The following is a 15525-nucleotide window of genomic DNA, read 5'->3' as shown; positions in this document are numbered from 1 at the left end:
CATCCTCGGTATTACCAGCCTAATGCCTGTACAGCCAGATCCTGTGCAGTCAGATTATTCGGATGCTCCAGAGAGCGCTGAAGGAAGTGCCACTGTCGTCGGCTTAGCCGCCCAGGTCGATCAAGCCGCCGCGACCAGCGACTAAAGTCTGTTCGTGACGGGCCAGGAAAAGGTTGTTGCCCGGTTAAAAGAAGACCAGACAAAAGCAATAGGCTGTAAACATCGTCAGTGGGCGACACCCGCCCTTTACCTTCCAACAACGAAGGGCTGCTCCAGGCCGGGCGCACCTGACGCTGCCAAGGGTATCTTTTACCAAGAGCCAGAGAGGCACCAAAATCCAGTAACCAGACTTTGCTCCCATGGAGCTGAACATTCGCAGGGCAGATATCACAATGAGCCCAACCTCTCTGGTGACACATAGACAGAATGCGGGAAAGTTTTGCAATCAGCCAACCCGCTCGCTCCGGAAATAGATTGCCAAACCCACAATCGGAAATTGTTGCTCCCGGGATACGATCAAACACCAACCAGCAACGTCGGCGTTCACGGAAACACTGTCGCAAACCAGCAACGCCCTGCAAGGGGAGTTGCTGTAAAATATCGGCTTCCCTCTGAAAGCGATTTTCATCCGCACAAGGCAGGAATGGCCCTTTAACAATACATAATTTACCGGTAACCGTATCCTTGGTTTCACGGGCAAAACGGCCATATACCCGACCGGTAAAATCCATTCCGGGGATTCTGGGCTGGTAATTCACAAAAGACGCTCCGGCATTTGCAGGTGTCCAAAAATGTCCGATGGCATGCGCTGCCCTGGTGGGCGAACCACAAATTCACTGAGATATTGCCGCTGGCTGATATCAATACGGAACTCACCATAACCTGCCGGTGAAACACGCCCAGACTCCAACCACCGAAACCAGCGCCATGGCCCTCGCCAGATTTGTTCAGCAAGCAGCAGATCATCGCTGAACAAACTCTGAACCAGAGGGACATCCGGACTGCTTCCGGTCCATTTAAATAACTGCCACTGGGAAGGACCGTGCCTGCCAGTTAGAACACCGCTGTCGCTATCCAGTCTTAATAAGGTGGCCTTCGGACTCATGGTTTCTACCCGGACTTCCAGGTCCAGCTCCATCCGACTGCTGGTTGAAAACAGTAACCGGCGAAGGTCTGAGGCAATCGAAGCCTGCTTCCAGATGGCAGGCACCAGTGGTACAGATACCTCCAGAAAAGATTTAGGAATGAATTCTGTACGACCATTACTGTCTACATGTGTAACGGTAAATGGATTCAGGCAGTTGGTAGTAAACTCATCAAACACGCCCCCTTTACCAAAAAAGGCTTCTACAACGGCAGGGGCTGCATCTTTTCCGCCACTGTTGAACGGATAACTATTTTCCAGGCTGCCTTCCCATATTGGTCTGACATAACTCTGCCATGCAGTATTGATCTGCTCGGCAGCCCCCTGAAACAGCCGTTTCAAAACGGCAATGTATACATCATTCATCAACTGTCTGGGGGCATCTGGAAGCCCTTCTATCAAGACGGTTCCCCAGGGAACAGCATCGTTACTCCCCCCCAGTTGCGCCTTCATTAATTTAAAAGAATGTGCGGATCCACCTACACCGGTAAGCGCCGGATGAACAGCACTGTACAGCTGGTGCAGCAGCTGGGTAACAGCATCCATTGCTCCAGTACTCTTGCCGGTATCCTCTTTATAGCGGGTATAATCTGAAAAGCGCCGGGCCATGCCACCCATGATAAGAGTTTGCGCATTACTGGTTTCAGGGTATGTTTCTTTCTTTTTCAGCAAACCGGCAACACCGCCCGAGAGTTTTCCGGAGGGATTTTTAGGCACGCCGTTTTTCTTGGTTGTGTTGTCTTTGCTTTTTACGTCATCAGTAGCAACCTGAGTGTCTTTTATTAACTGGGTATTGGTCACAACCGTTTCAATTAACTCCTCCAGAGGTGACTGCCCTGGGGTTCCCAACTTTAAAAGTAAGGACGACAATTGTGTTCCGCTGATCACCTTACGCAAAGAAAGCGTTGCTAAAAATTGCTGCCAGAACTCTGCGTAACGCTGAAAGTAGAATTCCTCCATTTCTTGAATAACAAGCAATTTTTCTTTTCTTGAAACAACCGGATTCAGCGGATTAAAAATGGCCTGCCGTACGCCAATGTAAACATTCAACAATGGACTATCAGGGTTAAAGTCCAATCGCTCGACAGCCTTTGCGGTATACAAAGTTGGAAATCCGTTTCCCACCAGCTCCTGTGAGGGTTCGAACACTTCCAGAAAACCACGACTGAACATCTGATCCAGAGATACTTGGTTAAAGCCTTTCAAACCTGCCACATTCAGCAGGAAAACAGAACCGGAGCCTATCTCTTGCCAGCGTTTTCGCATAGCCTCCATAAATTCACTGTTGCGCTCGGCCGCTGTACCGGGATGATCAAGCATAGTGACGAGCTGAGCAGTAAATACATCTTCCAGTCGCGGATGGGTTTCACCCAAAACGTTTCGGACTAATTGATAGATAGCTGCTCTTTTGGGTCGAATGCCCGGCTGACCGGTCAAAGATAAATAGAACTGTACATTGGTCACCAGTCGATCAGGGCGCCCTTGACCAACATCATTGATAACTGCCGTTGCCAGCCATTTCAAAAGCAAAGGCCGCAGCCGGGTTGCCAGTTGCTCCTGCCAGAGCTGGTTCAACACCTTGCCCTGGCCATAATAGATAAACCAGGTGGATATATACCAGGGAACGGGGGCTTGAAACTCCTGTACCCCCCTCTGAAAATTACCCAGCCAGTGAATCTGCTCCAGCAAATTATCCCCAGGGGGAGCGGAACTGAGGTTGTCCCAGGCGTCATGCAATTCCATGCCCCGGTGCTGGACATATGTCAGATTTTCGTAAGTCCACATTCCTGTTGCCAGAATCAGCAACAAACAAAAAGACAACCAGCCCGAACACAACAAGCGCCAGCGCCATTCACGGGACATATTCCGCCCGGCCAACCCACTTTCTGGTAGTAATACTCCCGGCACAATCCCCCGGGTAAACAGTGCCGGTACACCAGAAGCCAAAGGGTGATCAACTTGGCCGGTAAAGCCGTACCGACTCTGAAGGTAGTTCGCCAGAAGATCCTCGGTAGGAATATCACCGCCACGGCCGGTAAGAAAGTAACCACGCAGATGCAGAGGAACACCCAAGGGGTGATTACTGAAAACACCGTCCATCACCTCAGTCAGCCTTGGTGCCAGTAGCTGGAGCTGCCAGGACAGTGTTACTACATCAGTACGATGATTTTTTTCATTCTCTTCGTTTAAGGCAAGAATCAATCGCCCTTCAACCTGACTGCGAAGTTGTCCCCAACTTTTTTCAAACCAGCCACGATCATAAGTTTTCTGAAGTCTGGCATCTTCAACCAACCCCCCCAGGCTCTGTTCAACTTCACCAGCCAGAGCCATTCGAAAAGCACCGGAAAAACCTGCCAACCGATCACACTTGGTCACAATAAGATAAACAGGCAGTTTCTGGCCGAAGATATGACCCGTTTCCCGTAGCCTTCGCCGGAGAAATATCGCCTGCTGTTCACGCTGTTCCTGATCAGCCGACGTCAGCAGGGTCACTGGCAGGGTTGCGATAACACCATTCAAGCAGCGGCGCGGGCGTTCATTTAACAGTTGTCGCATACTGCGTTCCCAGAGACGGATATCGCTATCCCCCTCCATCTGTTCATACAACCGCCCCCAGATTTTCACTACCAGAAGGTGCTCACTGCACCACACTTCCATATATTCCGAAGCCAGCTCCAGCTGGGGAGTGCGCATACGTACAAGACCAAATGACTTTAGCAACAGGGTTTTACCCGCCCCCTGCGGCCCAATCATCAGGTACATTGGCAACTGATAAGGATTGCTGTCGGCCCTTTCTTTCAATAACCGAAATACAGAGCGAATGGCCTCCTGAACATCTCGCTCCCTATGTGTATTTTCCCGGGCGAGATCCTCTTTGTTCTGGCGAGCTTCCCGTTGCTCCGGAGACAGATTCTTCTTTTTACGTTTACGCCACCAGCGAACAGTCATAGATATCAGCGCAACCACAATCATTACGCCGAGAAACAGGGAAACGGACCACCAGCCAAACTGTTTCAAGAGCAGCCAGCCAATACTGGCTAAGCCAACGCCACCACTGAGAATAATGAGAACAAGCTGCAAAGGGTTCATAACTCTTTACCTGCAGCGCTCTGGGATTCCATGATATTTTTCTGCATGGAGACTTCTCTGCCATAACGGCCCCCCGCCACCAGCAGAATAATACCCACAAGAACCAGTACGACGGTGGTAACACGCCCAAACCGGAAACGTAGAAGACGAGACCTTTCCCTGACTGAAGGCATCTGCCGACATTCCAGTGCCCGGGCTGGGGCAATTCTTTGCAACACGCGATAGAGTTCATACCCGGTGGACTGCCATTGTTCGGGTTTATCATGAAACTGCCCGGTAAACCCCAAGCGTAATAACACATACTGCAACTCAAGAAGGTCAACCATCATCTCAGGCTGCAATCGAGCCTGCTCCAGTAACTGGTAAAACAGTTCACCGCCATTTCTTCGCCCATAAATACGGCTAAGCAAGGTATCATTGGCCCAGCCGGATAAACGCCCCCACTCGGTTCGAAGAACCGCTTCATCCATAGCGGCACAGAAAATCAGACCACACTTGTCGAGCGCCCAGGGGTGGCAAGCCATAAAGGCTCCTTCAGTGCGAATACGGATCAGCTGCTCCTGAATCTGTTCACGCATCCGGTTCACATCCATGGGTCGCCCCATTCGTGGTATCAGGGCAATCAACGCCAGCAGATCGGCTCCCAGACGCATCAGAATGTTGCAGCGGGTAGAGCCATCCGGATTATCCAACGTAAAGGTACGATCCTCTGGCGGAACATCGTCAACAATGCGTGTTTGCTCTCCACGCCCTTCAACAACCAGAGTGTCATCATCCCCGGTCATCAGAGACTGTCTCCCGTACGAATCACATAGAGAGTTAATTCAACATCCGGTAATCGTTCATCAATATGAATAACCAGTCGATCTGCTGCCGAAGTCAATTCTCGCCACAGTGAATCACTTCTATCAACTTCAAAGTAAGCGATATCCGGCTGACTCTGGAGTTCTGCCGGTGCAACTGGCATCTGTTCCAGGCGTATCCCCGGCAAGGCACTGCATACCAGCTCATCTATACGTCGTGAGCCAACTAATTTGCTGGCATTCACAAACCGTTGCCCAGTCATCACAACACCAAGACTGGACTTGACCCCCAAAACCACCCGACCACTTTGTAAACGTTCCGACCCATCCTCTTCCAGAACAAGAAGTCGCTTTTCCGCAAACTGATCATAATTCCATTCAATAACCAACACTCTCTCATCGGCCATGCTACTGAGAACTCTGCGCAGGCTACGGAACAACACCAGCATGGATGGCCCAGGATCACTGTGATTAAACGACGGAATATCAGGTAACGGTTCAGGCATCAATGCCAGTATATCGCCAAGACACATGGCCAGTTCCCGATGCATATCGACACAGGACATATTTGAACTGGTAGCAAACCAGGGTTGCCAACGATTCAAAGTCTGCAGCCAGAGCAGATCAAGAACCCGCATCTGGCGACTTTTTGCCTGAGCCCCGGCCTGCAGACGCTGACAGGCCTGACGGGAACGCTGAACGATTAGAGCCAACAACTCATTAAGCTGCTCCAGTATCACTGGGGAAGCTGATACATCCAGACATGGCGGAACAAAACTGCTGTTTACAACTAATGAACCATCACTGTGCACCTCCCTGATATCCAGAACAGGAATCAGTGAGTAACAGCTCATATCCCAACCCTCAAGCTGTAGCGACAAATTCAAGCGACACTGCTCAATAGAAATCACATCATTATCGGAAGAGCAATCATCCACAACATCGGCTGAGAAACTGGTATAACGAATGGTTGGCGAAGCGTTCCTGACTGTATTGACCTGACCGGGGCGATACAGGGGTACGGCCAGGTAAACCTTTTTATTCACAGTTCCCGGAGGAATCTGCAGTATCAGTTCCTCGGGAGACACAAAAGGTGTGCCATCAGGAAACACGCCCTGCACTGACATAATCCGGACTCGCCCAACCTGATACTGTGACTTGTCAATATCGAGGCTGCGCACCCCCCAGCTCTCCCCAAACCGGCTGTTCATCCAGTCTCGAATAAAACTGTGCATATACCGGTCGTGCTGTTGAAAATGCTGGGGCGTGATAAACATCCCCTCAAGCCATACCGTATTACTCGCAGAGATCATCGGTAACCCTCAGTCAAGACGACACGCAGACCTTCTACGGTTAGCTGAACATTGGCAGACTGCATGATTGGTAGAGTTGCTGAAGGACTTCCCTCCCGGTACTGGCTATAGCCGGCCAAAGCGGCAATACAGCCAGCCCCTTTGACCAGAGGAATATCCAGAGTCAGCGTTTGACCGGGGTGAAGCGGTGCCAGCTCCCGGGTGTAAAGCAGTTGAGCCCCCAGAAAATGATCCGCCTGATTGTAGAGATCCAGAAAACGGTACTGTCCAAAGACACTGCAATCAGGAAGTTCGTAAAGCCGTAGAACAACCGGGCATGGGCGCCCATAAGTGTCCGGGTTCAGATAGTCCGCCCCCCTGACAGTTAGTTTGATAATACCTGCCAACGCTGGTTGGGAATCTTTATTGTTTGAGTCACCACCAAACCAGCTACAGCCAGCAAGGTACAACACCGGGATACACAACCACAGTCGAGTAAAATACAGACCTGGCAAATTCATCCCCCCCCGCTTCCCAACCCACCAGAACGGAGCACCCACTCCCGCAGGCGTACATGCAACTCCCCTGTTCGCTCTAATTGCTGATGATAACTACGATAAAGCTTCCACCAGGATTGTCGCCGCCAGCCTTTTCCCCGCCAGGGAGCGAGCTTGTGCTCCAGCCTTTCAGGGCTGAACTCACGCAGCATTTCGTCCGCCAGAGCATCTATACCGGCAAGCCCATGGGAAAAAGGGGCACTGCGCCCTCCTTCCCATGAGGAGAGAATCATATTTTCACTGCTCTCCGTGCTGAACTGATCAGGTATATGAAAAGTATCACCAGCCACCGAAGATGACGTGTCTGCTACGGATGTATCAGGCACAACCCGTTCTGTCAGTACTGGAGGCCGCTTTGAATGGGATAGTAGATCGTTTGAAAATACTTCACCTGACACGCCTTCATCTAATACTGCTTCATCTAATACTGCTTCATCTACTATTGCAGGTTCAGGAATCACATCAGTTGTCTTTGATTTCTCTGGTGCCGGGTTGCTGACCAGCAGGCGATACTCCCCCAAGGTAAGAAGATCACCGTCATACAGTTTTCTTTGCCCCGCGGTTCCAGCAACAATTGATTCACCATTCACCTGTAACCCATTACGACTCAGATTACAGACCCTGTAATCATTGCCATAACGACTGATTTCACAATGCTGCCGGGACAAAACACGACTACTGTCTAACAGATGAACTGCGCAGTTTTCACCGCGGCCAATAAGGCCACCACTCACTGGCAGCGTAAGAACTTGCCCGGTGGGACGTTCCTGTTCAGGCCAGGCGATCATTGTCAGGGTCAGCACGTAAAGTTATCCGTTACCACTTCGGAAAGGCGCTCTAAATATTGTTCACTGGCGTGTTTTTGCAAGCCCGACAGCTAACAGGAAAAACTATGCCTATCCTTTAGACGGATTTTTCAACTGGTAACCGGTCGGGTCTGAGATATGTCTGAACCTGAAGTCCCTTCGAAGCAAGCAGCTTCCACCCGGCTATCGGAAGGATGTTTTTCTGACGTCTCCTCTGACAACCTGTCATCACTTCTCAACATCCTCCCCGGCGTACATTTTCGTTATCAACACATTCCGGAAAAAAGAGGATGTTTTCTGAAAATTACCGGAGAGCCCGAAAAACTCCTTGGTTTATCCGATACAGCCCTAACCTCGGATTCGCGACACTTGTGGCGAAAGTGCATACGCACCGACCTGCAAACACTGGAAGGCAATATTGTCCAGTGCGTCCAGACCAGAAAGACTTTAAACATAAACTGGAATATCCGTCATAAGAATGGCTTAAGAGAATTGAATGTCCGAGCTGTCTGCAGTCAGGTCAATTCAGACAACAGCCAGATATGGGTAGGCGTCATTCAATCCGCTAGAGAGATCACGTCAGATTACCAAAACAGTCGCCTTTCCCAGAGAGTTGTTGATCGTGTTCCCTGCTTTATTCACCGTTTTCGTTATTTCCCTGATGACAGGTCAAAGTTTGAATATGTCAGTCAGGGAGTTAAGGAGATTCTGGGATACACACCCGACGAACTCTATAAAAATGGCAATATTATCTGGGACACCATGCACCCTGACGACCAGAACAGGGTCCATAACCGGATGATGAAAAATATTCAGGACAAAACACTCTGGGACTGTGAGTGGAGAGCCATCACCAAAACCGGTGAAGTTCGATGGATTCGGGAAAAAGGTAACCCGCCTATAGTCATGGAAGATGGTAGCAAAGTCTGGGAATGCATGATTGAAGATGTTTCCCGGAAATACAATGTGCTTTCCCATTCCGGTGATGATTCAAGACACATCGAGCAATCCCTTTACAAAATACTCAGCATAATTCCTGGCATCGTTTTTCAATCCCGTCATTACGGGGATGGCCATATAGCATTTGAATATATTTCCGAAGCCTCTGTTGATCTTCTGGGTATTGGCCAGGAAGCTTTGATGGAAAATGCTGACCGGATGTGGGCCCGTTTTCACCCGGATGATCTGCCTGGTTTAATAGAATCTATTCACCAGACTGTGTCCAGCCACAGTGACTGGGATTACACATGGCGGGTGTTACACGACGGCGTTAATGAAGTGTGGCTGCGGGGGCTGGGGCGACATTTCGCCACGCTTCCGGATGGCAGCATTTTACGGGTTGGGGTGTGTACCGATATCAGCCATGAAAAGTACCTGAAAAATCAGCTGGATAACCAGACTCAGACGCTGCAGAGTAATCAACAAACGCTCCAGAAAATCACCGATGTCATTGCCGGAGTCATTGTTCAGGCCCGATATAATGCTGACGGCCCCATCGAGTACCAGTATGTCTCCAAAGGGGTTAAAGAGCTTTTCGGCATTACCAGTGAAAGTCTGATGGCCGATAGCCAGTTATTCTGGAAACTGTGCCACCCTGAAGACCGCCAGAAAGTTAAAGCCAGTATTCATCGCGCAATTATCTCCCGGGACGACTGGGAAGAGAGCTGGCGTATAAGACGCCCCGATAACCAGTTGCGCTGGATCAGGGTTTCCAGCCGACACTACCGCACCCTGGCCGATGGCACCTCTATTCGGGTCAGCTGTTTTGTTGATGTATCCCACGAACAGTCCCTGCAAACCCAGTTGGACAGCAAAGACCAGAAACTTCGCCACAGTGAACAGGCCCTCACCGATATTACCGACCTAATGCCCGGTGTGATCATGCAGGTTAACAGGTTACCGCAAACCAGTAGCGTGACCTTCTCCTATATATCAAAAGGTATACAGGAGGTTTTCGGATTCAAGCGTGAACAACTGATTAAAAACAGCCAGTTGTTCTGGGATATTTGTCATCCCGATGATCTGCAGACTGTTAAGAACACCTCTATTAAAGCCACAGATGAACGCAAAGACTGGAATCACAGTTGGCGTATTATCCGACCTGACAATGGCCAAACACGCTGGATACGGGTTGCCAGCCGGCACTTTCAAACGCTGCCTGATGGGCAGGTTGTCAGGGTGGGATACTTTTTCGATATCTCCCATGAAAAACAACTGGAGTCGGATGTTCTGGAAGCCCGCCAGCTTCTGGTTGATGTAAACAATGTGATTCCCGGCTGTGTGTATATGGTTCGCCAGACCAAGAGCGGCAGTTGGAACTATCCCTTCATGAGTGCTGGCGGGGAAGGCCTGTTTGAAAGGCCACTGGAAAAAATCCGGCATAATAGCCGGCTCATACTTGAATATTGCCATCCCGATGATCGGGACATGTTGAGTCATAAACTGAACAACGCTTTCCGCTACAACGGATTGATGCATGTGGTCTGGCGCATTATTACGCCATCAGGAAAAGTGAAATGGATCAGAGGAGACTCCCGCCCCTTCCGCACCAACGACGATGGCTCGATTCTCAGAGCCGGATTTTTTATTGACGTGACTCGCGAGCGTGAGCTGGAAGAAAATCTGCAGAAAACCACCCAACGCCTGGAAATGATTCTGCAGGCTATACCTGGCGGACTCTATCAATCAGAAGTCACTCCCGATGGACAACAAACCTTTTTGTTCGCTAACCAGACCGTATGGACACAGGTTGGGTTACCAGCAGACACACCGCTGAGTGACAGCTACAAACTGATTGAAGGTATATTTCCAGAGGACAGAAAGAAACACAAAGAGAGCGCCATTATTTCCCGAAACAACCTCAATCCCCGCCACTTGCGCTTCCGTTTCAAGCGCTTTGATAATGGCGAAATTGTTCATATCTCGGTTCATACCCAACCTTCACAGATTGAAGGGTCTGAGAACGTGATGTTTACTGGCGTTGCCCTCGATGTCAGCCATCAGGCGGCGCTGGAGGAAAACCTTCTTGAAGAAAAAATCCGGGCTGAGGAAGCCAGTGTTGCCAAGAGCTCCTTCCTGGCCAATGTCAGTCATGAAATGCGTACCCCTCTGAATGGTATTCTCGGCTACGGCCAGTTGCTAGCCCACGAGTTACACCTGACCGGCCAGGCAGCCCGCAATCTGGTGTCTCTGCGCCAGTGCAGTAATCACCTTCTGGCCGTGATCAATGAAGTGCTTGATATGGCCAAGATCGAAAGTGGCCGTCTCGAGCTTGAGGTCAAGTCCATGGCTCTTTATCGTTTACTGGATGAAGTGGAGTCAGTGATTTCACCCCTGGCAGATAACAAAGGGCTGGAGTTCCGATTAGACACCAGCGAAAACCTTCCAGGTTATATCAAAGGTGATGCCACACGACTCCGTCAGATACTGATCAATCTGCTCAATAATGCGGTGAAATTCACCCCTAAAGGAGAAGTGTCATTACACGTTTCCATTACCGGAGAGCAGATCAAACTCTGCATTAAGGACACCGGCTGCGGCATTCCCCAATCCCGCATCGATAAGATATTCCAGCCTTTTGAACGTATGGATGTTCACCATGCCGTTGAAGGAACAGGTCTTGGACTGGCTATTACCCGCCGTATCGTAGAAGCACTCGACGGCACAATAACGCTGAAAAGCAAAGAGGGAACTGGCAGCTGTTTTACTGTACTGCTGCCCTGTGAAGAAGCTGAGTCTATTGAAGAGTCTGCAGAAACTTCAGATTTTGAATTGCAGAAACTGAATGTTGACTCACCACCACAACTGCTGGTTGTCGATGACCGCGAATCCAACCGTGATGTTATGAAGCAATGGTTAGAGTTGGGAGGGTTTGACATATCTCTGGCCGCAAACGGTCAGGAAGCCCTCGACCATCTGCGCAGTCAGCCCTGCGATCTTGTTCTGGCCGATCTGCGTATGCCGGTTATGAGCGGGGTGGAAATGATGGAAATTATCAGAAGCGATGAACGGCTAAAGAGTATTCCCTGTATTGCCGTATCCGCCAGTGTTTTCCCGGAGCAGGTACGCAAAGTGCTTTTAGCAGGCTTCCGCACATTTTTGCCAAAACCCTGCAATCTGGGCACCCTGTTTTCAACTGTCTATGAAGTTCTGGATCTTAAACCCGAGGTCAATGGGAAGAAGGAAGAAGCACCTGAAAACGATCAACAAGAGAAAGCTATTCCCTTCCCTGAAACCGAGCGAGAGACAATTCTGGATATGCTGGATATGGGTGATATCGAAGGGCTTCAGGAGCATATTCACTCCCTTCGAGATACACCCGGATTACGGATTGTGGCAGAAAAGCTTAGCCATTGTCTGGATGAACTGGATATGGAGGGTTTCCGACAAATATTACGAGATGGTTGATATAACCGTCTGGCTATGGTTCTTGCACAGTAAAGCGTTAAGGAACTAACACCCCTGTTACTTCCATCCTGAACCTTCCTCAGCAGGCTTGTCTGATAAGTATCCAGAAAAACCTCAGGAACTGACGGATGAGACACTGTCTGCGATACCTTTTAATACCAACCTTCTGGTTCATTTGCTGTTATAGCCATGGGGCAGGTATCTCTTTGCATATCGCAGTGGCAGATCAGGCTGCTGACTTGTTAGAGTCCCAGTCTGAAGATCTTTTTGAAATTCTTAAAGAGCATCGCGATGCTGTCAACATGGGGGTAACCATAGCCGATAGTGGTTACAACACTGGCCACAGCCATATCGCTGATTACTTTCATACCTGGGGCTTTCACGAAGTCTTTTATCAATATATTAACTCGATTTGCAAGGGAGATTTTACGACCCAGCATTGCAGGAAACTTGTGGCCAGCTTTATGGGAGCTATCAGTCAAATGGTCTTCGACAAAATGTACGACAGGCTCATTGATCAGGCTTCAGAGCAAATAGATGGCGAGGCCAGTAATAATCTTTTATTCAGTCGAGATGCTGTTGTTAGTCGATTTTACCTTCTTGAAAATGGTTATGACTTTTCAAATCTACCAATTATTGACAATGAGTTACTGCAAGAGTTTTACGATCTACTGGAGATGAGAAATGCTCTTGGCGAAACAGACCTTGAAGAGTTTCAATCCATTTTTCTGACAACATCTTATTTTACCTCTTTAGAGAGGTCATTTGTTGATCCCAGCTCTGATTATGCTCTTACGCAACTCTACCCCTGGTTGAAAAAGAACTATATGAATGCACCCGGGGGCGTAAAACATTCAGCGAAAACCCTTGTTAATGTGTGGCTTGCTTACTGGTCATTACTGACATCAAAAACAAGAACACCCTTTATATCGACGTTTCCTGAAAATGGTGGCTTTGTCAGTACGCACCCAGAGGATCCTCGCAGCTCCGTTTATTTTTTTGCTGATAGCCCAATTAGAAATCCAGGAGCTAATTACTCGTCTGTCATCTGTTACAACCAAAACCCGTCGGGTAATTTCACGCTATATAAACAAATTGTGTGGAGTTATTTTGGGTGTTACGCACGCGACTTCAGCGATTGTTATCAACCCCCTGTTCCTAGTGGTGCAAATACGGGGATGTATTCGCGCTGTAGCCATTCTTGTTCACTGAAGACATCACCCGACAACTATCTTAATCTAAATTTTACTGATGACGAGTGGAGGTCCCTCTGCAAATTTCGTGTAATGCACACCAGAACAGGGAGACCTGTTCCTATTGAAGTCATCAGTTATGGATATTTCATAGAGCTCAAACCTTTAATGCCATTTGAAGATGGGGAAAGCTATAAAGTGTTCATTTCAAAAAATTTAGCTAATGGGAATTTTCAAAATTTCTTCGGTGCAGATTTCTCGTGGACCTTCACCGGAAGGTCAGATCTTTAACATTCATTACATAGAGGTGTAGAAAGATGTTAGGCAACACAACAACCAGACATCGGCTTTCAGATTCACAGCTTCCACAGCAAAACCTTGATAGTCAAAACACGAATCGGAACCCCTGTAACAAAACATCTGCTCTTGTAAAAGTTGATGACTATGCATTCTTTAAACCATTGATGAGTCGTCGCAGTAAAATCAACAAGTTCCTGCAGATTTACTGCAACAATCTAAAACAGGATTTTTCCGACTATTTTAAGACATCTTTCTTCTTGCCACTGGCAGCTATTTCTGGAACAACCATAGCTACGGCAAGCAGTATTTATCTTGGAGTCATTTCTGGAGGATGGCGCCCAAAACTCATTATCCCTACCCTTCTGGCGACCCAAGTAGTCGTTCCCCATGGAATTATTGGAGGATTAGCTTTGGGCACAACCGCTCTCACTGCAGGCATTCTTATCAAATCTTTAATTCGTACTGTAAAAATCGTCTACATGAGCCCAGATGAGCGTTTATTGGCAAGTTGTCGGGATGCGTATAAAACCCTGAAATCACTTATTGAGAAAGAATTCCAGATATGTAAAGCACTCTCCGAAAACGATATACAGAGAAAAAGTCACCTGGGGACCTTTTTGGAAAATCGGAAGCCTGCATGCCAATCCATTCTGGATACTAAAGAAGCGACCGAATCAGAATACCAAGAACTGGGATTGAGTACGGCACAGTCAAATCAAGAACATTTGGGGTCACTAGCGACAAATATTGTTACAGAAACAACAGTGTAACTCATTCAGCCATGTAACCCAGTAAGACACTGCTTCGCCAAACACCATAGAATAACGAAGCTCTGCATTATAGCATTACGGCTTTTCGCCCCCACCCTGATGATGCATGAAGCTCACAGAACAATGATATCCTTTGCAGGTGATAACTGCGCCACAAACCCATGGCGACGCTCTCATCACAGCCCACGCAACCCTGCTGATTCAGAAAGATCAAGAACAAAGGACTGTGGTATTTGCACCTCCAGTGGAAGGAAGTAACGTTTTTAGTACTTGAAAATCTGGGCCGGCAGATCATGTCGGTGAACACATACCACCTGACTCAAACTGCTCTGTTGCCAGGCGGATATATGTTTTTGCCAGAAGTGTATTTTTTGCTCTCGATCCATAAAGGCCTCTGGTATCTAAGGCCTTAGTACTTCGGAGCCTCGTCTCGATTTGAATGTAAGGACTGCGTTTGAAGAGCTTCTCCCCAATTTTGTAATTGTACTGGGAGACTGCCTGTTACTCATAAACCATCTTCCGGGTCATTCCACCATCGATCACAAAGTTCTGTCCAGTAATAAACCCGGCCTTTTCAGACAGTAGATACTCTACCATTCCGGCAATATCATCGGCCTTGCCAACCCGTCCTGCCGGATGCTGGTTATGACAAGTTTCCGTAAGATGCATGGGCTTGTCATTTTCGCTGAAGCTTCCGAGGCCAACATCAATCCAGCCAGGGCTGATGCAGTTCACCCGAACCTGTCCCGACAAGGTAATCGCTAAAGCGTGGGTCAAGGAAACAATTCCGCCCTTGGTTGCAGCATAGGCTTCACTTTGTGGTTCTGACTGTAGCCAACGGGTTGACGCGATATTAATAATGACTCCCCGGCTCAGTCGCAACATGGGAAGCGCGGCTCTGGTGACCAGAAACGTTCCGGTAAGGTTTACATCCAGATATTGCTGCCAGTCTTCAAGGGCAAGAAATTCGAAAGGACCCGTATAGGGCTCGGCAATAGCCGCATTGTTTATTACGCCATACAGGCTGCCAAACCAGTTCTGTACGCGTGTCAGCGCTTTATTGATCTGCTCCTCATCGCTCACATCCGCACGAATGAAACGAATATCCCCATGGCTGGCCAGTTGTCTTACCAGCTCTTCACCGTCATCACGTAAACAGTCGA

General features: G+C 48.7%; 10 protein-coding genes. 3 read left to right on the top strand and 7 right to left on the bottom strand.

Features of this window, described 5'->3' with window-relative positions; translation table 11 throughout:
- Positions 1-11 precede the first annotated feature (11 nt).
- Genes QMA35_RS12560 through QMA35_RS12535 form a run of 6 tightly spaced genes read right to left on the bottom strand, consistent with a single transcriptional unit; the run spans position 12 to position 7689 of the window.
- Entirely contained in the window at positions 12-758 is a 747-nt protein-coding gene (locus QMA35_RS12560) for a hypothetical protein (protein WP_281647497.1), read from the bottom strand.
- The gene (gene tssM / locus QMA35_RS12555) at positions 755-4234 is read right to left on the bottom strand and encodes a type VI secretion system membrane subunit TssM (RefSeq protein WP_281647496.1); all 3480 of its coding nucleotides are present in this window, start codon (positions 4232-4234) and stop codon (positions 755-757) included. The genes QMA35_RS12560 and tssM overlap by 4 nt, the downstream gene beginning before the upstream one ends.
- Entirely contained in the window at positions 4231-5019 is a 789-nt protein-coding gene (icmH, locus tag QMA35_RS12550) for a type IVB secretion system protein IcmH/DotU (protein ID WP_281647495.1), read from the bottom strand. The genes tssM and icmH overlap by 4 nt, the downstream gene beginning before the upstream one ends.
- Complete coding sequence (gene tssK, locus QMA35_RS12545; RefSeq protein ID WP_281647494.1) at positions 5019-6350, bottom strand: type VI secretion system baseplate subunit TssK; 1332 nt, start codon at positions 6348-6350, stop codon at positions 5019-5021. Before tssK ends, icmH begins: the two co-directional genes overlap by 1 nt.
- A complete protein-coding gene (tssJ, locus tag QMA35_RS12540; protein WP_281647493.1) occupies positions 6347-6850 on the bottom strand; it encodes a type VI secretion system lipoprotein TssJ in 504 nt (167 codons plus the stop codon). Before tssJ ends, tssK begins: the two co-directional genes overlap by 4 nt.
- A complete protein-coding gene (locus tag QMA35_RS12535) occupies positions 6847-7689 on the bottom strand; it encodes an FHA domain-containing protein (protein ID WP_281647492.1) in 843 nt (280 codons plus the stop codon). Before QMA35_RS12535 ends, tssJ begins: the two co-directional genes overlap by 4 nt.
- A 141-nt stretch (positions 7690-7830) precedes the next feature.
- Between QMA35_RS12535 and QMA35_RS12530 the strand changes: the two genes are divergently transcribed.
- The 3 genes from QMA35_RS12530 to QMA35_RS12520 all read left to right on the top strand — a co-directional run bounded on the left by QMA35_RS12530 (position 7831) and on the right by QMA35_RS12520 (position 14362).
- Complete coding sequence (locus tag QMA35_RS12530) at positions 7831-12099, top strand: PAS domain-containing protein (RefSeq protein ID WP_281647491.1); 4269 nt, start codon at positions 7831-7833, stop codon at positions 12097-12099.
- Between the two features lie 206 nt (positions 12100-12305).
- Positions 12306-13583: a zinc dependent phospholipase C family protein gene (locus tag QMA35_RS12525; RefSeq protein WP_281647490.1), complete on the top strand. Its 1278-nt coding sequence runs from the start codon at positions 12306-12308 to the stop codon at positions 13581-13583.
- A gap of 26 nt (positions 13584-13609) precedes the next feature.
- Positions 13610-14362: a hypothetical protein gene (locus QMA35_RS12520; protein WP_281647489.1), complete on the top strand. Its 753-nt coding sequence runs from the start codon at positions 13610-13612 to the stop codon at positions 14360-14362.
- A 501-nt stretch (positions 14363-14863) separates the two neighbouring features.
- Here the strand turns inward: QMA35_RS12520 and QMA35_RS12515 are convergent.
- Positions 14864-15525: SDR family oxidoreductase (locus QMA35_RS12515; protein ID WP_281647488.1), on the bottom strand; the 662-nt coding region annotated here is incomplete at its 5' end.

Source organism: Parendozoicomonas sp. Alg238-R29 (assembly GCF_947331445.1).
Taxonomy (GTDB): domain Bacteria; phylum Pseudomonadota; class Gammaproteobacteria; order Pseudomonadales; family Endozoicomonadaceae; genus Sansalvadorimonas.
Note: the sequence above shows the minus strand (reverse complement) of the source record. Positions and strands in the feature narration are given on the sequence as shown.

What these genes read in the sequence shown, in the direction of transcription:
- tssM (WP_281647496.1), bottom strand. Translation starts at nt 4,234, where the DNA reads ATGAACCCTTTGCAGCTTGTTCTCATTATTCTCAGTGGTGGCGTTGGC.
- icmH (WP_281647495.1), bottom strand. Translation starts at nt 5,019, where the DNA reads ATGACCGGGGATGATGACACTCTGGTTGTTGAAGGGCGTGGAGAGCAA.
- tssK (WP_281647494.1), bottom strand. Translation starts at nt 6,350, where the DNA reads ATGATCTCTGCGAGTAATACGGTATGGCTTGAGGGGATGTTTATCACG.
- tssJ (WP_281647493.1), bottom strand. Translation starts at nt 6,850, where the DNA reads ATGAATTTGCCAGGTCTGTATTTTACTCGACTGTGGTTGTGTATCCCG.
- QMA35_RS12530 (WP_281647491.1), top strand. Translation starts at nt 7,831, where the DNA reads ATGTCTGAACCTGAAGTCCCTTCGAAGCAAGCAGCTTCCACCCGGCTA.
- QMA35_RS12520 (WP_281647489.1), top strand. Translation starts at nt 13,610, where the DNA reads ATGTTAGGCAACACAACAACCAGACATCGGCTTTCAGATTCACAGCTT.